The sequence below is a fragment of the Huintestinicola butyrica genome (assembly GCF_025567215.1).
Lineage (GTDB): Bacteria > Bacillota > Clostridia > Oscillospirales > Ruminococcaceae > Huintestinicola > Huintestinicola butyrica.
On the sequence record NZ_JAOQKB010000003.1, the window covers coordinates 19,497 to 41,855 of the forward strand.

Annotated in this window: 19 protein-coding genes (1 of these 19 cut by a window edge); 3 read left to right on the plus strand and 16 right to left on the minus strand. The window is 48.6% G+C overall.

The window, feature by feature from the left end:
- The 8 genes from rnhA to OCV68_RS04270 form a co-directional block, all read right to left on the minus strand.
- On the minus strand, window positions 1-97 hold the 5' end (the start) of the coding sequence (gene rnhA / locus OCV68_RS04235; RefSeq protein ID WP_022476117.1) for a ribonuclease HI. It extends 347 nt beyond the left edge of the window; only the first 97 of its 444 coding nucleotides appear in the window; it begins with the start codon at window positions 95-97; the stop codon falls past the left edge of the window.
- A 12-nt stretch (window positions 98-109) separates the two neighbouring features.
- Window positions 110-901 (minus strand): hypothetical protein, encoded by a 792-nt coding sequence (locus OCV68_RS04240; RefSeq protein ID WP_262570995.1) that lies wholly within the window; start codon window positions 899-901, stop codon window positions 110-112.
- Complete coding sequence (locus OCV68_RS04245) at window positions 891-1,328, minus strand: acyl-CoA thioesterase (protein ID WP_262570996.1); 438 nt, start codon at window positions 1,326-1,328, stop codon at window positions 891-893. The genes OCV68_RS04240 and OCV68_RS04245 overlap by 11 nt, the downstream gene beginning before the upstream one ends.
- Window positions 1,329-1,342: 14 nt before the next feature.
- Window positions 1,343-1,963, minus strand: a complete 621-nt coding sequence (locus tag OCV68_RS04250; protein WP_262570997.1) for an NUDIX hydrolase N-terminal domain-containing protein — start codon at window positions 1,961-1,963, stop codon at window positions 1,343-1,345.
- Between the two features lie 77 nt (window positions 1,964-2,040).
- Complete coding sequence (thrS, locus tag OCV68_RS04255; protein ID WP_262570999.1) at window positions 2,041-3,987, minus strand: threonine--tRNA ligase; 1,947 nt, start codon at window positions 3,985-3,987, stop codon at window positions 2,041-2,043.
- A gap of 94 nt (window positions 3,988-4,081) precedes the next feature.
- Entirely contained in the window at window positions 4,082-4,795 is a 714-nt protein-coding gene (locus OCV68_RS04260; RefSeq protein WP_022476113.1) for an ABC transporter permease, read from the minus strand.
- A gap of 73 nt (window positions 4,796-4,868) precedes the next feature.
- Window positions 4,869-6,005: an ABC transporter substrate-binding protein gene (locus OCV68_RS04265; RefSeq protein ID WP_262571002.1), complete on the minus strand. Its 1,137-nt coding sequence runs from the start codon at window positions 6,003-6,005 to the stop codon at window positions 4,869-4,871.
- Window positions 6,006-6,015: 10 nt separating this feature from the next.
- On the minus strand, window positions 6,016-7,200 hold the full coding sequence (locus OCV68_RS04270; RefSeq protein ID WP_262571004.1) for an ATP-binding protein: 1,185 nt from the start codon (window positions 7,198-7,200) through the stop codon (window positions 6,016-6,018).
- Between the two features lie 777 nt (window positions 7,201-7,977).
- On the opposite strand from OCV68_RS04270, the gene rny reads away from it, so the two are divergent.
- Window positions 7,978-9,549, plus strand: a complete 1,572-nt coding sequence (rny, locus tag OCV68_RS04275; protein WP_262571006.1) for a ribonuclease Y — start codon at window positions 7,978-7,980, stop codon at window positions 9,547-9,549.
- Window positions 9,550-9,903: 354 nt separating this feature from the next.
- Window positions 9,904-10,707: a CheR family methyltransferase gene (locus OCV68_RS04280; RefSeq protein ID WP_022476109.1), complete on the plus strand. Its 804-nt coding sequence runs from the start codon at window positions 9,904-9,906 to the stop codon at window positions 10,705-10,707.
- 33 nt (window positions 10,708-10,740) lie between these two features.
- On the opposite strand, the gene rlmH is transcribed toward OCV68_RS04280, so the two are convergent.
- The 8 genes from rlmH to pyrB form a co-directional block, all read right to left on the minus strand.
- On the minus strand, window positions 10,741-11,223 hold the full coding sequence (gene rlmH, locus OCV68_RS04285) for a 23S rRNA (pseudouridine(1915)-N(3))-methyltransferase RlmH (RefSeq protein WP_147622890.1): 483 nt from the start codon (window positions 11,221-11,223) through the stop codon (window positions 10,741-10,743).
- 14 nt (window positions 11,224-11,237) lie between these two features.
- Entirely contained in the window at window positions 11,238-12,491 is a 1,254-nt protein-coding gene (gene hflX / locus OCV68_RS04290) for a GTPase HflX (protein ID WP_147622891.1), read from the minus strand.
- A 3-nt stretch (window positions 12,492-12,494) separates the two neighbouring features.
- Window positions 12,495-14,405: an EAL domain-containing protein gene (locus OCV68_RS04295; protein WP_262571010.1), complete on the minus strand. Its 1,911-nt coding sequence runs from the start codon at window positions 14,403-14,405 to the stop codon at window positions 12,495-12,497.
- Window positions 14,406-14,990: 585 nt separating this feature from the next.
- Complete coding sequence (locus tag OCV68_RS04300; RefSeq protein ID WP_147622893.1) at window positions 14,991-15,509, minus strand: DUF4240 domain-containing protein; 519 nt, start codon at window positions 15,507-15,509, stop codon at window positions 14,991-14,993.
- A gap of 202 nt (window positions 15,510-15,711) precedes the next feature.
- Window positions 15,712-17,013 carry a diaminopimelate decarboxylase gene (gene lysA, locus OCV68_RS04305; protein WP_022476104.1) on the minus strand — a complete coding sequence of 434 codons (1,302 nt, stop codon included), beginning with the start codon at window positions 17,011-17,013 and terminating at the stop codon, window positions 15,712-15,714.
- 50 nt (window positions 17,014-17,063) lie between these two features.
- Window positions 17,064-17,666: a ribosome biogenesis GTP-binding protein YihA/YsxC gene (gene yihA, locus OCV68_RS04310; protein ID WP_147622895.1), complete on the minus strand. Its 603-nt coding sequence runs from the start codon at window positions 17,664-17,666 to the stop codon at window positions 17,064-17,066.
- A gap of 16 nt (window positions 17,667-17,682) precedes the next feature.
- Window positions 17,683-20,076, minus strand: coding sequence for an endopeptidase La (gene lon / locus OCV68_RS04315; protein WP_262571013.1), 2,394 nt, complete (start codon window positions 20,074-20,076; stop codon window positions 17,683-17,685).
- Between the two features lie 311 nt (window positions 20,077-20,387).
- On the minus strand, window positions 20,388-21,473 hold the full coding sequence (gene pyrB, locus OCV68_RS04320; protein WP_022476101.1) for an aspartate carbamoyltransferase: 1,086 nt from the start codon (window positions 21,471-21,473) through the stop codon (window positions 20,388-20,390).
- Between the two features lie 264 nt (window positions 21,474-21,737).
- On the opposite strand from pyrB, the gene OCV68_RS04325 reads away from it, so the two are divergent.
- Entirely contained in the window at window positions 21,738-22,352 is a 615-nt protein-coding gene (locus tag OCV68_RS04325; RefSeq protein ID WP_262571016.1) for an ECF transporter S component, read from the plus strand.
- The last annotated feature ends 7 nt before the right edge of the window (window positions 22,353-22,359 follow it).

The window sequence follows — 22,359 nt, forward strand, 5'->3', positions numbered from 1 at the left end:
CCTTGTAATGCTCACCCATTCGCAGGATAGCTCCCCAGCCGCCGGGGCCCGGATTTCCCGAACAGGCTCCGTCGGTGAATATTTCTACTGTGTGCATAAGCTCTCCTTTTTACTCGGCATAAAGCACGGAATCTATGTTTGCTACGCTGATGATTGTTCCTCTGCCCACAGTCACCCAGTCATGAGCATCGTATTCGTCAAAGGCGGAGTTGTATTCCTCTTCCGTTACATATTCATCATTTACTTTATACTTCAGTGAAAAATGATAAGGTTCATCGTCGGTGGGGTCAGGGAACTCTTCCGATACGATGCTTTTTTTCAGCACAAGCTTATCACCTTCGAGCTTATAAAAATAATCAGATGTCATACCCATTCCCATATATCCGCTTGTGAGATATCCGTCGGCACTTACAGCTGCTTCGCCGTATGAACCGAATGTGGTGTTGCCTCCTGACAGGTTCACAAGAGTGCCGTTTTTGAATGTGTATGCAAAAACGCCTGCTGCGTGATAGTTGTCGATAGACATAAACAGCTCGGGTATGCCGTCATTATCCATATCAAAGAGATCGAATGAGGGAGATGTTGCGTTTTCGTCATACATCACTTCAATGAGCTTTGCTTTGTAGGCATCTCTGTAATCGGCGGTATTTTCCGTTTCCTGCTCCTCCGATGATGCTTCGGTTATATCCTCAGTAACAGCTTCTGTTTCCGCAAGGGTCTCCTCAGAGACTTCGGCAGTGGTTTCGGAAGCAGTCTCGGAAGCTGTTTCGCTTTCCGCAGATATCTCGGTGATCGTCTCACTTTCGGTAACGGACATATCGGGTGCTGTATTGTCATTATTTCCGCAGGTGGTGAGCATAAGTGCAAGCCCCAGTACCGCCGCAATTTGTTTATTCATCATAAAGTTCCTCCGTACTTCTGCAAATCTCGTCATACACCTCATAAACGTGAGGGTGGGTCTTTTTTATCCTTACGGGGCGCATATCCATATCAACAAAGCAGTGAGTAGTCTTTCCCGAAGCGTGGAGCACGCCCTCATTGTCATAGACCTCATAGGTCACGGAAAACCTTGCCCCGCCGAAATCGGGGATATATGCCTTTACAATAAAATCATCACCGAACCTGAACGGCAGCTTGTAGGTACATTCCGCACTGAGCACGGGGGTCATAAGCCCCTGAGCTTCCACTGTTTCAAAAGGCAGTCCCGCCTGCTCGATAAGGTCAACTCTCGCCTCCTCGAACCAGCGGATATAGTTGGAATGGTGTACTATGCCCATCTTATCAGTTTCATAATAGTAAACACGTCTTGAATATGGTCTGAGCTTCATATTTTACCTCCGCATCAGTCAAACAGCGTCCTGAAATCCTCGTTTTCCGCCGCCTCAAAGCACATTTCTACCTGCTCTCTTGTATTTTTGGCACCACACAGCTCGGGAAGCTCATCTAACGAGAAAAATCCGCATTCCACAGTCTCACTGTTGGGAGCAAACTCGCCGCCCTCAAGCCTGCAAAGCACAAATACCTTGCATATTTTCCAGGCATATTCGGGCTTATTGTGCCTGTCCCTGTCCTGGACTGCAATTATCCGCAGAGGGGTCACGTCCATACCCGACTCCTCCTTTGTTTCCTTTACGGCATTTTCACCTACCGAGAGCCATGGGTCGCACCAGCCGCCCGGGAGAGACCACTCGCCGTTATTTTCCTTCACAAGGAGAATTTTCCCCTCCCTGAAAACGGCAGAACGGGTGTCTATCTTAGGTGTCTGATACCCCTTATCCGTGCAGAAAAGATCTTTCACCTTTTCTATAGGCTCGCCGCTTATCATGCTCATAAGCTCAGCGGAAAGCTCCCGCAGGCGGGTATAGCGCTCCATGTCATATACGTCCTTGACATAGGCAAGTCCATTCTGAGCTATGCTCTGAAGCTCTTCGGCAATGTCAAGGAGCCTGTTTTCGCTTCTCAAATGCAGTCCTCCTAAAAATACAGGGAGCGAAAAAGTTCCGCTCCCTGAGAGTCACAAAATCAAGTTATGAAATATGGTTATCTTGCCTTGGAAGCGTTCTCCTCAACGATCTTGGAAATAACATCGTTCAGAGGTGATGCGCCCATGTCGCCGTCCTTTCTGGAACGGAGAGAAACGGTGTTGTCCTCAACTTCCTTGTCGCCTACGATAAAGAAGTAAGGAATCTTTTCAAGCTGTGCCTGACGGATCTTGTAGCCTATCTTCTCGTTTCTGTTATCAACAGTTACACGGATACCCATGTTTGTGAGCTTGTCCGCAATGCTCTCGCCGTATTCCTTTGCACGGTCGGTAACAGGAAGGATACGTACCTGCTCGGGTGAGAGCCAGAGAGGAAGTGCGCCTGCATACTTTTCAAGCAGATATGCAAGTGTTCTCTCATAGCAGCCAAGGCTTGTACGGTGAATGATGTAAGGATTTTTCTTAGTGCCGTCAACATCAACATATTCCATGCCGAAGCGCTGTGCAAGGAGCATATCTATCTGGATCGTTACCAGAGTATCTTCCTTGCCGAATACGTTCTTGTACTGGATATCGAGCTTAGGACCATAGAATGCAGCCTCGTCGATACCGATGGTATATTCAATGCCAAGGTCCTCAAGGATAGTCTTCATGGCAGCCTGAGCGTGTTCCCACTGCTCGGGAGTACCCTCGTACTTATTCTTGGGGTTAGCGGGATCCCACTGGGAGAATCTGAATGTGCAGTCCTCAAGAAGTCCTACAGTGCCAAGGAAGTACTTTGCAAGCTCCAGGCAGCCTCTGAACTCGTCCTCCAGCTGCTCGGGACGAACAATGTAGTGACCCTCGGAAATGGTGAACTGTCTTACTCTGATAAGGCCGTGCATCTCACCGCTGTCCTCGTTTCTGAACAGTGTGGAGGTCTCGGTCAGTCTCATGGGCAGGTCACGGTAGGAACGCTGACGGTTCAGAAATACCTGATACTGGAAGGGGCAGGTCATGGGACGGAGTGCGAAGCATTCCTTTTCCTCATCGTTGGGGTCGCCCAGAACGAACATACCGTCAAGGTAGTGATCCCAGTGGCCGGAAATTTTGTAAAGCTCTCTCTTAGCCATGTAAGGAGTCTTGGTGAGCTGGCAGCCCTTGGAAGCCTCAACGTCCTCTACCCATCTCTGCATCAGCTGGATAACCTTTGCGCCCTTGGGGAGGAGTATAGGCAGACCCTGACCGATATAATCAACAGTTGTGAAATATTCAAGCTCACGGCCGATCTTGTTGTGGTCACGGTTCTTAGCCTCTTCTACCTGCTTGAGATAAGCCTCAAGCTCGGAAGCCTTGGGGAATGCAGTACCGTAAATTCTGCAAAGCTGCTTGCCCTTGGAGTCGCCTCTCCAGTAAGCGCCTGTGCAGTTGGTGAGCTTGAATGCCTTTACGGGTGCAACGGACATAAGGTGGGGGCCTGCGCACAGGTCAATGAACTCGCCCTGCTTGTAGAAGCTTATCTTTTCACCCTTGTCGCTGTGCTCCTTGCAAAGCTCCACCTTGTAAGGCTCGCCCATTTCGGTAAGCTTTGCAACAGCCTCGTCGGGAGTAAGCTCAAAGCGTGAAAGCTCCAGACCCTCCTTGACGATCTTCTTCATCTCAGCCTCGAACTTAGCCAGGTCATCGGAGGTAAAGGGGTGGTCTGTGTCAAAATCATAGTAAAATCCGTTTTCGATAGAGGGGCCGATAGAAAGCTTTACCTCAGGGTAAACTCTCTTTACAGCCTGAGCAAGAATGTGGGAAGCGGTGTGCCAGAAGGTCTTCTTGCCGTCCTCGGAATCAAAGGTGCATACCTCAAAGGTGCAGTCCTTTTCAACGGGAGTGCGCAGGTCGCATACAACGCCATCCAGCTTTACGCAGCAGGCAGCCTTGTACAGTCCCATGCCGATGTCCTTGATTATTTCAGCAGCGGAAACTCCGCTCTCGGCTTCTCTTACGGAGCCGTCTTTTAAAGTAAGCTTTACCATAATAAATATCTCCTTATATATATTTTTTTGCATGATTTACAGAAATTCAACGGCATTTGCCGCAGGTGCGGTATGCCGCTCCTTTGAAAAATTTTTACTTGTCATCGGAGCAAACACCCCCTTTTATTTTCACTTTCTGTGATCTTTTGTATATAAAACCCAGAGCCTTTGATATCAAAAGCTCAAAGAGCTTTGCCAATATGATTATTACCAGCGTCCAAGCAAAAAGGTCGGCAGTTTCAAGATAAATTTTCGCCCGATAAAGCATATCGCCCATGGTAAGATCGGGCTGACCTATCACCTCTGCCGCAGTGCCGCTTTTGAAAGCCAGCGCCGCTCCCGTCCTGCACGCCGCAGTTAGGAATGGCATAACAGCGGGAAAATACAGGTATCGGAGCTTTTTTGCACCGTCCAGCCTGAATACTTCCGCCGCTTCTTTAAGCTCCCTGTCTGTGCTTTCCGCTCCCTCCAGCACCGCCTCGTATATCACGGGAAGCACCATGAGGAAAGATATCAGAACCGAAAGCTCTCTGCTTTTCATAAAAAACAGTGCAAATATGATGAACGATGCCACAGGCACCGCCTTAACCGCCGTCATAAGGGGCGATATCAGGGTGCGCATGAGCTTGTATCCTGCGGAAAGCGCCGCAAGCACCGTTCCCATGATAAGCGCCAGCATAAATCCGCCGCCTATCCTGAGGAATGAGTTTAGCACCGTCCGCCGGAAATCCGCCTGCGGGATAAGCTCAAAAAGCCTTTTCACCGCCGCAACGGGAGTTACCAGTATAATGCTTTTGTTGAGTGCCATTGCCACCGCCTGCCACAAAGCAAGCCAGAACAATATGCTCAGCATCTTTTGAAAAAAGTCCTTTTTGTCAGACTTATTCATTTATCATTTCCATATAAAAAGCGCCGTCATCAGGGAGCGTACCGCCAACAGCCTTGGGGTCTGCCTCGAAAAGCACATTCCAGTAGCCGCTTACAGCGCTTCTCATATCCTCGCCCCTCAGCAGGGTGATGTTGCAGTATGGAAGAGCCTTTTTGGCAACAGGCGCTTTTACAATATCATAGCCGCCGATAAGCTCTGCAGCTTCATCGGTATTTTCATTCACGAAATCCACCGAAGCCTGATATTCGCCAAGGAAATCATCAAATGCAGCAGTGTTCTCTTCTATAACGCTTTTCTGCGCCACGGTAACGCCCGTGATAAGAGGAGTATCGCACACCTTTTCCCACTCGTCCGTAAGGCTGAGAGCTATCTTTATGTTCTCGTTCCGGAGCTGTGCCGCAGTAACATAAGGCTGTGGGAGAACTGCTATCGCATTTTCGCTTTCAGCCATAACGGCAGCACATTCGCTTGCCTCGGACTTATATTCAACAGTAACGTCCGTCTGCGGCTCAAGACCGTTCTGACGGAGAATGTAGTTGAAAACATACTCGGGAGTGGTGCCCTTGCCTGTGGAATAAACCACCTTGCCTTTAAGGTCGGCAACAGAGTTTATCTCCTCGCCGCTTGTTACCACGTAAAGCACGCCGAGAGTATTAACGGCGGCAACATCTATTGCCCCCTCGGTCTTGTTGTAAAGCACAGCCGCCAGATTTGCGGGAACATTTGCAATATCTGTGCTTCCGCTGACAACTCCCGCAACTATCTCATCGGCAGTGCCGAAAATCGACACATTATATTTATTTGCGGTAAGATTGTTTTCGCTGTCGGACATAAGCTTTGCCATGCCCATTGTGGTAGGGCCTTTAAGGGAAGATATGTTATATTCGGCAGGAGATACGACATTATCAATATCAGATGCTTCAGTTTCAGTCGCATCTTCCGACTGAGCTTCCTCAGCGGTTTCCGATGTTTCCTGTGTTTCAGCCTCATCTGTCACAACAGGCTTGCCGTCTGTCATCGGCAGTGTCACAGCATTATTTTCGGCAGTGCCATTGCTTGCGTTATCACCACAAGCGGAAAGTGCCATAACGGATAACAGGCAAATTACAGTTAAAAATCTTTTTTTCATAACGTTTTCCTTATTCATTGTCGGATGGCTCTTCAGCCTTGAGCATTTCAACAAAATGACGTGCGGCACGTCCGCTTCTGCCGCTTCTGCGGAGAGCATACGCCTCAGCCTTGGTGAACAGCTCGTCCTTATCCATTTCAATTCCGTACTGACCTGCAAGGTACTCAACTATCTTCAGATATGTGTCCTTGTCAGGCTTCAGGAACGTTACCTTCAAGCCGAAGCGCTCGGAAAGGGAAGCCAGCTCCTCACGGGTATCTCTTGCATGGATATCGTCACCGTCACGGTCGGCAAAGCTTTCCTTGACAAGGTGGCGGCGGTTGCTGGTGGCGTAGATGACAGCATTTGATGCCTTGGAGGCAATGGAGCCTTCAAGCACAGCTTTCAGCGCACCGAAATCCGCATCGTCCGAGGAGAATGACAGGTCGTCGATGAAAATGATGAATTTAAGGGGATTATCCGCAATAGCGTCCATAACGTCGGGCAGTTCGTGGAGCTGGGATTTTTTCAGTTCTATGAGCCTCAGTCCCCTGTCCGCAAACTCGTTTACCACAGCCTTTACAGTGGAGGATTTGCCAGTGCCCGCATCGCCGTAAAGCAGGCAGTTTGCCGCAGGCTTGCCCTTGATGAGAGCAAGTGTGTTGTCAATGACCTTTTTCCTCTGGGTCTCATAAGCGGGAAGCTGAGAGAGCCTCTGGGGGTCGGGAGTGAGAACAGGCTCGATAACGTGGTCTTTGAGCATAAATGCGGTGTATTTTGCAAAAATGCCGTAGCCCTTGGTAAAAAGCTGGTCAAGGCGCTCAGCGTAAAGGGCATGGAAATCGTAATGAGTGTTCTCCCACTCGGGCAGATAACCCATGTAGCCCATAGCTGTGCGGACATTTTCCGTGGTCAGCATGGAAATTTCCTCAAAAAGCCCCAGTTCACGGCGGACAGCGTTCTCCATTACGGGAGAAACATTGTCACGGCGTGCCTTTCGCAGCAGATATGCGTTCTCGTCCTCGGTAACAGCCTTGATGACATAGTCGGAAAGGTTGGAGCCGTGCCTGTAAAGAGAGTGAACGAACTCGCCGCAGGCCTCGGGGGACTGTTCCTTGAGCATCGTCAGCAGCCTTCCCATGGTTTTGAGCTTCAGCACGTTGCGGAACACCGCAATGCTTGAAAGCCTTACATACAGATCGTTTAATGTGTTCATCTTAAAATCTTCCTTATAAAAAATAAAAACGTCCCGAAGCCGAAGCCTCGGGACGATATTTTACCGTGATTCCACCCGTTTTCGCACTTGCACCGCCTCATTGCAGGCTGCAAATGCCTCATATGCTCTGTAACGGGAGCGCCGCTGCCTATTAAGCAGGCTCAGAAGACGGTTCCCGTTCATGCGCAGCCCCGCCCGATCCCAGCCTACCGTCGGACAGTCTCTGAAAGCCGCAATGCGTGAAAAGGATTCTTCATCAACACTTTAAAAGTATTTTTTCTTATGATTATCATATCACTAAACCGCATTCCTGTCAACTGTATTTTTATACAGCAAAACCACAAATTTCTTATTGAATAGTGTTAAATTATATAAAATTCCTTGACAAGCGGGGAAAATTATATTACAATAAAAATGTGTTTGCAGTATATAAATCAATGCACTCCGCAAAGCCCGCTGACACAGTGTCAGGAAGCTGCGGCGTGTTATAAAATAAAACTGCTTTTACATTTGTCGCTTCTATAGGTATTTTGTGTATAGAAGATTTTCATATACATTCGGGCAGCAAATGCCCGTCAGGCTTAATATTCTGAATGTGTTCTTATTTTAAATGGAGAAAGCATATGCAATAAGACCAAAGCAAACCATAAAGTAGGACTGCGCTCGCCGTATTATAACTTAATGTTCTTAATATCCGCATAACAAAAAGAAAACTGCGGATAACGAAAATCAATCAAATACCAACTGCCTCCGAAGCGATTATCATAATCAGTTTGAATGAAGGAGGTAATAAATTTGCAGTACGTGATCTATATTGCAATATTTGTGGCAACGGCGGCCGTAGCGGGATTTGTATTTTTCCGTGCAGGCATAAAGTACCGCAAATCCCAGGCAGAAGCAGCGATAGGCTCTGCCGAAAAGGAAGCCGAAAGAATCATTGAAGCAGCAAAGGAAGAGGCTGACAGCAAGAAGAAGATAGCGCTGGTCGAGGCTAAGGACGAGATCCACAAGAGCCGCACAGAGCTTGAAAAGGAGATCAAGGAGCGCAGGAACGAGCTTACCCGTCAGGAACGCCGTATCCAGCAGAAGGAAGAAAACCTTGACAAGAAGAATGACGCCCTTGAAAAGAAGGACGATCAGCTCCAGAAAAAGCTGAAAGCAGCCGATGAAAAGCTTGAAGAGGCTGACAAGATCAAGAAATCCCAGATGGAAATGCTGGAAAAGATATCCCAGCTCACCATGGATCAGGCAAAGGAGCATCTGCTTTCAATGCTGGAAAATGACCTTGTCCACGAAAAGGCTCTCAAGATCCAGCAGTACGAGCAGCAGCTCAAGGATACCTGCGAGGAAAAGGCAAGAGACCTTATCTCGCTGGCAATATCCAAGTGTGCAGCAGATCAGGTAGCTGAGACCGCAGTCTCGGTAGTTCCCCTTCCCAACGATGAGATGAAGGGAAGAATAATAGGTAGAGAGGGAAGAAACATCAGAACTCTCGAAACACTTACAGGCGTCGAGCTCATCATCGACGATACTCCCGAAGCGATCACACTTTCCTGCTTCGACCCTGCCCGCCGTGAGGTAGCAAGGATCGCACTTGAAAAGCTTATCGCCGACGGAAGAATCCACCCCGCAAGAATAGAGGAAATGGTGGATAAGGCAAAGCGTGAGGTCGAGCATAAGATCAAGCAGGAGGGCGAAAGAGCTATCCTCGAGACCAATGTTCACGGAATCAATCACGAGCTGGTACGCCTTATCGGCCGTCTCAGATACAGAACCTCCTACCGTCAGAACGTGCTCAACCATTCTATCGAGGTCGCACATCTGGCAGGCATAATGGCTTCCGAGCTTGGTGTTGACGCAAACCTTGCAAGACGTGCAGGTCTGCTCCACGATATCGGCAAGGCGCTGAGCTATGAGATCGAAGGTTCTCACGTTCAGATAGGCGTTGACGTGTGCCGCAAGTACAAGGAAAGCCCCGAGGTAATCCACGCTATCGAGGCTCACCACGGCGATGTTGAGACCAAGACCGTTATCGCCGCTCTGGTCCAGGCAGCAGATGCGATTTCCGCTGCAAGACCCGGTGCAAGAAACGAAAATTACGAAAACTACATCAAGCGTCTCCAGAAGCTTGAGGAAATATGCACCTCCTACGAGGGCGTTGAGAAATCCTACGCTATCCAGGCAGGCCGTGAAGTCCGCATAATGGTAGTTCCCGAGCAGGTAAACGACGAAAAGATGGTACTCGTTGCAAGAGAAATTGCTCAGAGGATCGAAAACGAGATGGATTATCCCGGACAGATCAAGGTACATCTTATCAGAGAGAGCCGTGCAATCGAATACGCAAAGTAAAAAATATGCCGCACCCCCAAAAAGGTGCGGCATTGCTGTATCTTATTGCCTGAGCTTGAAAAATATTCAGGATTTGAAAAATGGTTAAGCGTCTGCAAGGACTGGGATACCTCCGCTGGGGAATAAAAGTTAAGATATCCTATCTCACATAATAACAAATCGACATTTTGTACAAATTAGCTGAAAATGAGCCTGCAAATTCTTATGATAAATCACCGTAATATTTCGGCAATTCTCTTGTAGAAGCTGTAAAAATATAGTATAATGGTTTCAAAGGGATTTTTGATACAGCACAAGCAAAAGTTCAGATATCAACACTCATTACCCTTTAATACGAGAGAGATAGGTGCACCGATGCTTAAACTGAGCGACGATGATTTTTACCGTGTGGTTAATTTTATAAAAACCAACTACGGTATCAACCTTGAAAAAAAACGAATACTTATAGAAAGCCGCCTGACAGGCATTGCCGCCGCAAGAGGATATGATAATTTCACCGACTATCTTGACCACGCCCTGAACGACAGCGGCAGGGAAAAGATACGCCTGATAAACAGCCTTACCACCAACCATACCTCATTTATGCGTGAGCCTGACCATTTCAGGTTCCTTGAAACGGATATCCTGCCCTATATCGAGAATACCGTGACCGACCACGATATGCGTATATGGTGCGCAGCTTCATCAACGGGTCAGGAGGCATATACCCTTGCAATGACAATCGACCACTACTTCGGCAGCCGCAAGGAGCTGTGGGACACCCATATCCTTGCTACCGACCTTGATACCGAGGTTCTTCGGACAGCCAAGGCAGGCATCTATACCGCCGATATGCTGGAGGGTCTCCCACCCGAATGGGTAAGGAGCTACTTTGTGCGCATGGAAAAGGGCGTATATCAGGTGGCAGACAGGATACGCAACCAGGTCATATTCAAGAAGTTCAACCTTATGGACGACATAAAGTACAAAAAGCCCTTTGACCTTATAAGCTGCCGGAATGTTATGATATATTTTGACGCACCCACCAGAGATGCCCTTGCGGAGCGTTTTTATAACGTGACCAAGCAGGGGGGATATCTGTTTATCGGTCATGCGGAGTCCCTTTCCCGTGATACCAAGTACAAATATATCAAACCTGCAGTTTACAGAAAAATGTAAAAGCTCCGCCAATCGACGGAGCTTTGTTTATTCTTATTTATGATATTTTCCATTCGCCGAAATGCTCATAGCACGGTAAAGCTGTTCCAGCAGCATCACCCTTGCCAGCTGATGAGGAAATGTCATGGGCGACATTGAAAGTCTCAGGTGCGCCGCACTCTTCACCCTGTCCGAAAGCCCGTATGAGCTGCCGATTATCAGGTTCACAGTGCTTTTGCCCTCCAGCGCAAAGCCCTCCAGCTTGTGCGAAAAGTCCTCGGAGGACATCATCTTGCCCTCGATGCACATGGCTATGACTGCACTCTGAGGTGTGATCTTTTTCAGTATCATGTCCGCCTCGTTTTCAAGGGCATTTGCTATCTCTTTCTGAGAGGGCGAGTCGGGCAGACGGCTTTCAGCCAGCTCTATGACCTTTATGGTGCTGTATGCCCCCAGCCGCTTTTCATATTCGGCGCAGGCATCTCTCAGGTAGCTTTCCTTGAGCTTGCCCACGGTTATAACGTTTATGTTCAGCATTTTTATTACCTATATTACTGTTTGTATTTTTCTACAAGATAATACACTTTGTTATCAACAAGAGCGTCAATGAGAGTGCCCTCCGCTGTGTATTCTTCGGAGAATATCTTGCCCTCGTCACGGATAACATTCAGCAGATTTCCCTTGTCATAGGGGATAACAAAGCTGCCACGCACCGATGTTTCGGGGAGATTTGCCGCTATACATTCAAGGAGACGGTCAAAGCCTATCTTCTCCTTTGCGGATATCTTGACGGTGTTATCGTCCTCTGGGATATTTTCCCAGCCTGCCAGCTTGTCGCACTTGTTGAGCACGTTTATTCTGGGAATGCCCTCGCAGCCCAGCTCGTTCAGCAGCTCTTCCGTGACCTGAGCCTGTCCGTATGCGTCATCGGAGCTGATGTCGATGATGTTCAGGATAATATCCGCATTGGCAGCCTCTTCAAGAGTGCTCTTGAACGCCTCAACCAGATTGTGGGGCAGCCGCCTGATAAGCCCTACAGTATCCGCCAGAAGAACGCTTCTGCCGTCGGGCAGCTCTATCGCACGGGAAGTTACGTCCAGGGTTGCAAAGAGCTTGTTTTCAGCCAGAACTCCCGCATCGGTAAGGGCGTTGAGCAGCGTGGACTTGCCCACGTTGGTGTAGCCCACAATGGCAGCCGTAATAACATTATCCTTTTTGCGCCTGTTTCTGATAAGGTCACGGCGCTTTCGTATCTCTTTAAGGTCGCCCTCAAGTATTTCTATCCTGCGGCGGATATGTCGCCTGTCGGTTTCAAGCTTGGACTCACCGGGGCCTCTGGTTCCGATACCGCCGCCCAGTCGTGACAGCGACACGCCCTTGCCCGCAAGGTGGGCAAGGCGGTACTTCTGCTGCGCCAGCTCGACCTGAATGCGTCCCTCTGCGGAAAGTGCCCTCTGTGCGAATATATCAAGAATAAGGGTGGTGCGGTCGATAACACGCACATCTGTGACCGCTTCGATGTTTTTGGTCTGATTTGCGGTAAGCTCGCAGTCGAATATGAGCAGGTCTGCTTCCAGCGCCTCTATCTGAGGCACCAGCTCTTCAAGCCTGCCCGAGCCGATATATGTGGCAGTGTCGGGAGAAGGCCTTTTCTGGAGCACGCTTCCCACAACCTCCGCACCTGCGGTATGAGCAAGCTCTTCCAGCTCGCCCAGCGAAAGCTCTGCGTCAAATTCACCCGTATCTACAGTAACGATTATCGCCTTTACAGGCTGCTCGTCATAGGTTGGTGTAAGTTCTGCCATAAATTATGTTCCTTTCATGTTGTGCTGCTTTATAAATTCCAGGAATTTACCCTCGCTGAGGGGTCTGGAGTAATAATATCCCTGAAGATAGTTTACCCCGTCGGAAATAAGCTCATTCGCCATCTCTTCGGTCTCAACGCCCTCTGCGGCGATCTCAATGCCCAGCTGACGTATCATTCCGATAAGGCTTTCAAGGATAATGCCCGCCTTTTTGTTTTCCCTGTCAAGGCATGGCTGAACAAGGCTCTTATCCAGCTTGATGATGTCAAAACCGTTGTCGGTTATCTTTGAAAGACCCGAACCCACCTTGCCGAAATCCTCCAGCGAGAAGCCGCTTCCGCCGCTCCTTATCCTGTGGATATTCACCGCCATGTGGTTTGAAGTCTCGGCTGTTTCAGCCATTTCAAAGTTGAGGAAATGCGAGGGAACATTGTGCTCGTTCAGCACCGCCATAATATCGTCGGGCAGGCTGCTGTTAACTATCTGCACGCCCGAAAGATTTACTTCCACGTAGTCGATACCCAGCTCGTTTATCCTGTTTCCGCTGATAAAGCGGCACACCTTTTTCAGCACGATGTTGCCGATATCCGTGATAAGTCCGTTCTTTTCCGCCACGGGAATGAACTCGTCGGGCGATACCTGACCGAAGCTGCCTGTGTCGCTGAGGCGGATAAGCGCTTCCGCAGAAGTGTATTTTTCCTTTTCAAGGTTATATATAGGCTGATAATATACGTCGAAACCGTCATTTTCAACCGCATTTTTCAGCAGAGCCACCAGCTCCGTCTCATGCTTGAAGCCGTCGGCGCACTTTTTGTCGATAACGTTCACCAGCTTGCCGCTCTCAACGTGTTCACCCGCATATTTGAGGATATCGTTGACCTCGGCGCAGTTGTGAGCAAAATCGGGAAACCTCAGCACATCCGCATGAGCACTCACTGCAACGGGCATTCCCTGAAGCACCCAAGTGCCCCCAAGCCTTTTCCGGATAGCACAGCAGACGGTCTCCGTAGTCCCCTCATTGTCCGAGAAAAATGCAAAGCAGTCGTCACGGTAAACGTAAACGTTTTTACTGGAAAGCGAGGTCAGAAAGTCTGCCATTTCCTTCATAAGCCTGTGTGACTCGGCGTATCCGAAGCGGGTGATGACCGCATCAAGCTCGTCAATAACAACGCTTATGATATCAAAGGGCTTTTCGGAGTGCATCTTCTCATTGAGCACGCTGTCAAAAGCAAATCTGTTGTAGCAGCCTGTCTGGTGATCAGTGTATTCTCCGGGGTTTTCAAATGCCAGATACACAAGCAGCAGCATTACGGAAATTCCCAGACCCGTAAGCAGGAGATTTGGCACAAAATACTGTATTATACAAACGGTTATCCAGATACCAACGCCGCAGAGTATCATTATCTTGTTTTCGGCGGGTATCCTTATCCTTACAGTGGTGCTGATGATTATAAGCAGCAGTATTCCCACGAAGAAGAACATCGCCACCACCGCAGCGCCCTGTGAGTAGGCGTATTTTTCATTGTCGCACACAAAGTATATTTTCAGGAACAGCGCACTTGCCACCGCCGCCGCAAAGGGCAGATTGCACAGCGCCGATACTATCTTGTTTTCCGTGCCCTTGTCGCTGTCAAGAGCGCATATGTACTTGTAGAAGCTCTGCACAACGGCAGCAATGGATATGTAAAGCGCCCTGTGGGCTATTTTGTTTACTGTGTCGGGAACGGTGTCCATATGAGTGATGGTGTAAACAGTAGTTATGTCACAGAACAGGTTGATAACAGTGCAGATTATTACCACACGGAATTTCTTGTTGGCAACGGTAGGTATCTTTTTTGACCTGAGAAAATCAAAAAGTATTACCGCAACAAATATCAGTGCCGCCAGCTGAAAGCGGATATTTAGCTCAAACAAGCTGCTGCCTCCTATCACTTTGCTAATTTTTATATAATAATGCGATACATAATAATTATACGTTAGCGCCGTATAAGATTTCTACAGTATTTTATTTCCTTTTCATATATTTTTAACCACACCCGATTTGCATTGGCAGCGTGATAATGTAATAAAGCTTTGCAGTAAATCAACCAATTAAAAAAGTCCGCACAAATAAGCACAAAGGTAAAAAGTTTAGCCCACCTTTTCAAAGGTGGCAGGTTTCCAAAGGGCGGAGCCATTTGGTCGTCGCTCGCAAGCGACGAAACCTTTTTGCTGACGGCTAAAATGATTACAACGTTAGCCGACTGATTATAAATTACATAAGCCGCCTGCACCGAAATTTCAAAGTCTTGCATATGAATATGCCCTATCGAAATAAGCTAAAAACTATTTCATGCAGGCGGCTTGAAATCAAGAGGCGTTCCGCAAGGAACGTCGAATTTGATTTCCGCCGTTAGGCGCAGGTACGGACAAATCAGTAAAATTCACTTGCACAGCATTATAACACAAAAGGCTGCCGCAGTATGACACTGCAACAGCCATTTCATTAGTTTTTTGATATTATTGCCACATTTCCGCATTGCTGTGTGACTTTACATCATATTTCAGCTTGTGCGGATATTTGCTCACAGGCTCATTGTGCTTATAAGACCATGCCTCCGCAGCAGCAGTCATAAGGCCGTCAGTCTCGCCCTCCCACTTGCCGTCATGGTCATAGATATGATCGTCGGAAAGCTTTTCCCTGTGACCGATTATCTTGCTGTAATGCTCCATTCCGTCTGCCACAGCCGCATATCTGGCGCTGAGGAACTTATCCTCGGAAAAAGGCTCGCTGCCGAAAAGCTCGTCAGCCCAGCTCTTGCCGTCCAATGCGTGCACCAGCTCGGAAAGCTTGTCATCAAAGGCAAATATATATTCGTCCTCGCACTTTTTCAGGTGGCGTATAAGGGAAGATACAACTGCCTCGCTGTCACCCTTGTATTCGTGATCTATAGTATGTATAAGTTCCCAGAATTCTTCGTCTGTAAGTGTTTTGCTGTGCTGATGGCTGCGGACAAAAAGATCCATTATTATGCTCAAATTACTTCCCCCTTGTTCTTTGCATATACATCTATATGTTTTACATTATAAAATTATAACATATTTTCCAATAAAATCAAGTGCTGATACCAAAAAATCGGCAGAATTTCACAAAAATATCACCTTGCACAAAAGGCGGCGGAATGTTATATACAATACGCATATAATCTTCCGCCGCCAATGCTTATTTCAAAGGATCATCTCAGTCAAGGTCGTTTCTTACGATATCTTCAAGATTTTCTCTTTTTACAACCACCCTGCTCTTGCCGCCGCTTACCATAACAACAGCGGGCTTGGGGATACGGTTGTAGTTTGAGGACATGGAGTAGTTATATGCGCCTGTTGCAAGGACTGCAAGGATATCGCCCGGTTCAACGGGCTGAATGGGCATACCCTCGCCGATAAGGTCGCCTGTTTCACAGCACTTGCCCGCAACGGTAACGACTTCGCTCTTGGGCAGGTCTGCCTTGTTTGCAACTTCAACGTCATACTTGGACTGATAAAGCGCATATCTGGGATTATCGCCCATACCGCCGTCAACGGAAACATATGTTCTGATGTTGGGGATAACCTTCTTTCCGCCCACAGTGTAAAGTGTTATGCCAGCAGGAGCGGCAATAGATCTGCCCGGTTCGATAAGGATAAAGGGCTGTGTGAGCTTCTGCTCAGCGCAAACCTCCGCAACCTTTGCGGAAACCTTTTCCATGTACTTCTCATATGCAACGGGAGCGTCCTCCTCGGTGTACTTGATACCGAAGCCGCCGCCCAGATTAAGCTCCTTTACCTCGAAGCCAAGCTCGTTCTTTATCTTTGCAATGAATGTGAGCATTACCTCAGCAGCCTTTACAAAGGGGTCGATATCGAATATCTGGCTGCCGATGTGGCAGTGAAGTCCCACAAGGTTGATGTGGCTTGCGGAGATCGCCTTCTTCACAGCCTCATAAGCCTCGCCTGTTTCAAGGGCAAAACCGAACTTGCTGTCGATCTGACCTGTCATGATGAAGTTATGGGTGTGAGCGTCGATACCGGGCTTTATTCTGTACATGATGTTTGCGGTCTTGCCTGTTTTCTCGGCAAGAGCGTTCAGGCGGTCAAGCTCGAAGATATTATCAACGATGATTCTTCCCACGCCCTGCTCCAGCGCATAGGAAAGCTCATGGTCAGTCTTGTTGTTGCCGTGGAAGCAAAGCTTTTCGGCAGGGAAGCCGACGCTGAGAGCTGTGTAAAGCTCACCCTCGGAAACAACGTCCAGTCCCAGTCCCTCTTCAAGCATTATCCTGCACATAGCCTTGCAGCAGAACGCCTTGCTTGCGTAGCATACAAGACCCTTTCCGCCGTAATACTTATCCATAGACTGCTTGAAGCTGCGGCAGTGCTCACGGATAAGGTCCTCGTCCATTACATAAAGAGGCGTGCCGTATTCATGCGCAAGCTCCACAGTGTCTATTCCGCCTACGGTAAGGTGTCCTTCACCGTTCACAGCAAGATTTTTCGATACTAACATCCCAGATCAGATCCTTTCGGTTTATTTTTCTGCGCCGACCATTTGTCAGGTCAGCCTATATCGTCATTTCCGCTTTCGGCAAGCTCGCAGATGATATTTCTTATCTTATCCGCTCCCTCGCCGTTCTCGGCGGAAAACTCAACGTGTTCAATGTCGGAGAAATACGGTATCTCCTGCGCAAAGCCTGCCATGCGCTCCTCCCTCTGGCGCTTTGAGAGCTTGTCCGCCTTGGTGAAGATTATCACAAAGGGTATCTCGCTTTCAATGAGGAAGTTTATCATCTGCATATCGTCGGCAGTGGGCGGGTGACGCATATCTATAAGCTGGAAGATAAGCCCCAGATTTCTGTCATCATGAAGATACCCCTCGATAAGCCCCGACCAGCGCACCTTGTCGGACTTTGCCACCTTTGCATAGCCATATCCGGGAAGATCCACCAGATAGATGTTCTCCAGCGAATAATAGTTTATTGTGGCGGTCTTTCCGGGAACTGCCGATACACGGGCAAGATTTTTCCTGTTGAATATCTTGTTTATAAGCGAGGATTTTCCCACATTTGACCGCCCCGCAAAAGCAAGCTCCAGCCTGTCGGAAGGGGGCAGCTGGGAATATTCTCCGTATGACCTGACAAATTCTGCCTTGTTAAAGTTCATCTGTTCCTCCTTGGGTTCAGGTTGTTGTCATAAGCTCCGACTTTTCGGCTTTTTCGGGCTTTTCGGTAAGAGCAGCGTCCAGCACATCGGTTATCTTCTCGGCAAATACAAAGCTGATGCCAGATTTTACCACATCGTCCACATCATCAAGGTCGCCCTTGTTGCCTGCGGGAATGATAACGGTCTTGAGCCCCTCCTTGTATGCCGCCATGGTCTTTTCACGAAGTCCGCCGATGGGAAGCACCTTTCCGTGGAGGGTTATCTCGCCTGTCATTGCCACGTCGCAGCGGACAGGTATTCCCGACAGTGCCGAAACAAGGGCAGTCGTCATGGTAACGCCTGCGGAGGGACCGTCCTTGGGAGTAGCCCCCTCGGGAGCGTGGATATGTATATCCTTCTCCTTGTAGAAGTTGCGGTTGATGCCGTAATCATCGGCAATGGAGCGCACATAGCTTACAGCAAGCTTGGAGCTTTCCTTCATAACGTCACCCAGTGAGCCTGTGGCTTCAACTGTGCCCTTGCCGTCCATTACAAGAACTTCGAGAGGCATTATAACACCGCCTGCGGAAGTCCATGCCAGTCCGTTTACAACGCCAACCTCATCAGTCTTGGAAACTTCATCGCCCAAGAACTTCTGATGTCCCAGAAATTCTTCCAGATTTTTGAGTGTGACAGTCACCTTTCCTGCCTTGCCGTTTTCAGCCATGCCCTCCGCAATTATTCTTGCAGCCTTTCTGCATATCTTTGCGATAAGGCGTTCCAGACCTCTTACGCCTGCTTCTCTGGTGTAGCTGTCAATGATCTCATAAAGGGCCTTGTCATCTATTTTAAGCATAGAAGCTTTAAGGCCGTGCTTTTTCAGCTGCTTGTGGATAAGATGCTCCTTTGCAATGTGGAACTTCTCTTCACGGGTGTAGCTTGAAAGCTCTATTATCTCCATACGGTCCCTCAGAGGAGGGTCGATGGTGCTTATATCGTTTGCTGTGGTAATGAAAAGCACATTGCTCAGGTCAAAGGGCAGCTCGATGTAATGGTCACGGAATGTGCTGTTCTGCTCGCTGTCAAGAACTTCCAGCAGCGCAGATGAGGGGTCGCCCTTGTAGTCCCCCGATATCTTGTCTATCTCGTCCAGCAGGATAAGGGGATTGTTGCTTCCCGCCCTTGTGAGAGCGTCGATTATACGTCCGGGCATTGCGCCCACATAGGTCTTTCTGTGACCTCTGATATCGGATTCGTCCCTTACGCCGCCCAGTGAGATACGCTCATATTTCCTGCCCAGTGCCTTTGCAATGGACTTGGCAATAGAGGTCTTGCCCACTCCCGGAGGGCCGTAAAGGCATATTATCTGACCCTTGATATCGGGAGCCAGCTGCCTTACGGCAATGGTCTCCAGTATCCTGTCCTTTACCTTGTCAAGGCCGTAGTGATCCTTATCCAGAACAGCCTTGGTGCGTGCAAGGTCGGTCTTGTCCTTTGTGGATTTGTTCCACGGCAGGTCAAGGCAGGTGTCAAGGTAGTTCCTTATAACATAAGCTTCCTGAGATGCGGAAGCTGTTCTTGCCAGCCTGTCCGCCTCTTTAAGCAGCTTTTCGGTTATCTCGGGAGCAAGCTTCAGAGCGTTTATCTTCTCCATATATTCGTAGGCTTCGTCCTGAACGGACTCGTCCTCGCCCAGCTCCTGGGAGATAGCCCTCATCTGTTCCCTCAGGTAATATTCCTTCTGGGACTCGTCTATCTGTAATTTAACCTTGTCCTGTATCTCACGCTCGATGCCCATGACCTCCGCTTCGTGTGAAAGCAGTGCCAGCAGCATGCTGAGCTTGTTGTGCAGTCCGTTTGCTTCAAGAAGCTGCTGCTTCTCGGGCACGGGCAATGGCATACTTACGGCAATGTTATCAAACACAGCCTTGGGGTCATCGCTGCCCAGTATGGACTCTATGTATTCCTTGGGCATACGGGGCATATTGGCGCTGTACGCCATAAATTCGTCCTTGACTGCCCTTACAAGAGCTTCCATCTCCATAGGGTCGATCTTGGGCGCACGCTCGGGAGCTTTCTTCACCGTGCAGATGAAATAAGGCTCTTCGCTGATAACATCAACACGCTTTGCCCTGTACAGACCCTCAGCCATAACACGGGTGATCCCCCCGGGGACTTTGAGCATCTGCTTTACCTCGGCAACAACGCCTGTGGTATATATCTTATCTGCGCCCACATCATCGGTATAATCGCTCTGAGCGGCAAGAAATATAAGCTTGCTGCCATTTGCAGCGGCAGTAAGCGCTTTAACGGATTTCTCCCTGGCAACGTCAAAATGTATTATCACTTTCGGGAAAACAACAAGTCCCCGCAAAGCAAGCATGGGCAGCTCCTGAGGTGCCGCAGCCGCCTTTTTCGCTTCAGTTTTCATAGTATAAAAGCCATCCTTTACAAAAACTTGCAGTGAGCAGGTTCAAAAAATTCATTTTGCACGATCTGTTCTCTGCAAAGCAAACGCAAACAGCACCCCTGAACGCCTCTGACAAAAGTCCGATAAATTACGCCTGCATATATATTATAATATAAAAACCCCTTTTTGACAAGTAACAATTTCTATATTTTTAGTTTCATAACAATGCCTTAAACAGTGCATAATATTGCATTTTCAGTCCTATTCAGCCCCAAAAGACAAAAAGCCGCACAAAGCAGCCATGTCGGCGGCTCTGTGCGGCATTGCATTTGTTATACTCCGAGACGTCTCTCGTCGCAGTATTCGCATTCAAGCATATCGCCGACGCCTCTGAAGGACTTAGGCAGATAATTTTCCTTGTGAGTTATGCAGTTGGGATTTGTGCAGCAAACTCCGGGAATGACCTCTCCTGTAAGCAGGGGGCGGGACTCATTGGGGCTGTTCAGCACCGTGAGGATTATTGCCATACGTGCATACATACCGTACTTAGCCTGCTTGAAGTACATGGCTCTGGGGTCATCGTCCACGTCCATGGTTATCTCATCAACTCTGGGCAGGGGGTGGAGCACGATGCAGTCGCTCTTTGCCTTATTGAGCTTTGCCTTGTCAAGGATATAAGCGTCCTTAAGTGCATAATATTCTTCCTCGGAAGCAAAGCGCTCCTTCTGAACTCTTGTCATGTAGAGCATATCAAGTCCGCCGATAGCGTCCTCCAGAGAGGGATTTTCGACAAACTCGCAGTTCTTTGCTCTCAGTATATCCTTGATGTACTCGGGCATACCAAGCTGAGGAGTGGAGATGAACACGAACTTTATTCCCTTGAAGCTTGAAAGTGCCTTGCACATTGAGTGAACGGTTCTGCCGTTTTTCAGGTCGCCGCACAGACCGATAGTCAGGTCTTCAAGTCTGCCCTTTTCCTTGTAAAGAGTGAGCATATCAAGCAGTGTCTGAGAGGGGTGAAGATGGCTTCCGTCGCCTGCGTTGATGATAGGGCAGTCGGCAGTAAGGGCCGCAGCCTTTGCAGCGCCCTCGGAGGGGTGGCGCATAACCATGATATCAGCGTAGGAGGATACTATCTTTGTGGTATCCTTCAGGTTCTCGCCCTTTGCAACGGAAGAGGTTGCGGGGTTATCGAAGCCGATGATAGTACCGCCGAGACGGAGCATTGCAGTCTGGAAAGACATCTGAGTACGGGTAGAAGGCTCATAGAACAGGGTAGCCATGATCTTGCCCTCGCAAGCCTTGGCATATTTTGCGGGATTATCGCAGATATCGGCGCCGAGCTTTACAACGTTCAGCCACCAGTCGCTGCTCATGTCATTTAAGTCAATAAGATTGGTGAAACGTGAATTTACCATAATTAACCATTCCTTTCAGACAGCAATAGCCATAAATTTGCATTATTTTTATAATAGCACACCCGCTAAAAATAATCAACTGTTTTTTGTGAATAATGCACTGCACCGATGATGAAAAAAAGTAAAAAGCCACGGTTATGACGGTTATTTCCCCAATTCACAAATATTGCTTGAAATCCGCAGAACATTATGCTATAATACTCGGGTATTGTATCCATAATTGTATTGTATCCCTTTCGGGAATAATAACAAGGAGGATTTTTTATGAAAAAGTACGACACAAAGAAACTGGTGCTCCTGGCTCTTCTGACAGGACTGCTGGTGCTGATGGCATTCACACCCATCGGCTATCTCAACATTGGCCCGCTGAGTATCACCTTCAATATGATACCCGTAGCCATCGGAGCCGTTGCTCTCGGCCCGACAGGCAGCGCAGTTCTGGGACTGGTATTCGGCATAACAAGCTTTGCACAGTGCTTCGGAATAAGCGCATTCGGCACCGTTCTCTGCGGTATCAGCCCTCTGCTCACGCTCATCGTGACCATTGGCTCAAGAACACTGGCAGGCTACCTCACAGGAGTTGTGTCCTCTCTGCTCAGAAAGGCACCCGCTCCCGTGAACTTTGCGGTCACAGGCCTTGCAGGCGCAGTTCTCAACACTCTCTTCTTCATGACTCTTCTTATGGTATGCTTCGGTTCTTCCGACTACATCATGAGCATGAGGGGCGAGCTGAATGTTCTTGCATTCGTTGCCGCATTCGTGGGAATAAACGCTGTGGTCGAGGCTGTTGTCTCCACCGTTCTCACTCTTGCAGTGTCTATGGGACTTAAAAGCGCAAAGCTTATCGGCAACAAGGGCAGCGAATCATCTAAGGCTTGATGAAAGG

Bases quoted from the DNA above. Each gene is read 5' to 3' on its own strand.
- OCV68_RS04240 (WP_262570995.1), bottom strand. From the start codon at position 901: ATGATGAATAAACAAATTGCGGCGGTACTGGGGCTTGCACTTATGCTC.
- OCV68_RS04245 (WP_262570996.1), bottom strand. From the start codon at position 1,328: ATGAAGCTCAGACCATATTCAAGACGTGTTTACTATTATGAAACTGAT.
- thrS (WP_262570999.1), bottom strand. From the start codon at position 3,987: ATGGTAAAGCTTACTTTAAAAGACGGCTCCGTAAGAGAAGCCGAGAGC.
- OCV68_RS04260 (WP_022476113.1), bottom strand. From the start codon at position 4,795: ATGGCACTCAACAAAAGCATTATACTGGTAACTCCCGTTGCGGCGGTG.
- OCV68_RS04265 (WP_262571002.1), bottom strand. From the start codon at position 6,005: ATGAAAAAAAGATTTTTAACTGTAATTTGCCTGTTATCCGTTATGGCA.
- OCV68_RS04270 (WP_262571004.1), bottom strand. From the start codon at position 7,200: ATGAACACATTAAACGATCTGTATGTAAGGCTTTCAAGCATTGCGGTG.
- rny (WP_262571006.1), top strand. From the start codon at position 7,978: ATGAAGGAGGTAATAAATTTGCAGTACGTGATCTATATTGCAATATTT.
- OCV68_RS04280 (WP_022476109.1), top strand. From the start codon at position 9,904: ATGCTTAAACTGAGCGACGATGATTTTTACCGTGTGGTTAATTTTATA.
- rlmH (WP_147622890.1), bottom strand. From the start codon at position 11,223: ATGCTGAACATAAACGTTATAACCGTGGGCAAGCTCAAGGAAAGCTAC.
- hflX (WP_147622891.1), bottom strand. From the start codon at position 12,491: ATGGCAGAACTTACACCAACCTATGACGAGCAGCCTGTAAAGGCGATA.
- lysA (WP_022476104.1), bottom strand. From the start codon at position 17,013: ATGTTAGTATCGAAAAATCTTGCTGTGAACGGTGAAGGACACCTTACC.
- yihA (WP_147622895.1), bottom strand. From the start codon at position 17,666: ATGAACTTTAACAAGGCAGAATTTGTCAGGTCATACGGAGAATATTCC.
- lon (WP_262571013.1), bottom strand. From the start codon at position 20,076: ATGAAAACTGAAGCGAAAAAGGCGGCTGCGGCACCTCAGGAGCTGCCC.
- pyrB (WP_022476101.1), bottom strand. From the start codon at position 21,473: ATGGTAAATTCACGTTTCACCAATCTTATTGACTTAAATGACATGAGC.
- OCV68_RS04325 (WP_262571016.1), top strand. From the start codon at position 21,738: ATGAAAAAGTACGACACAAAGAAACTGGTGCTCCTGGCTCTTCTGACA.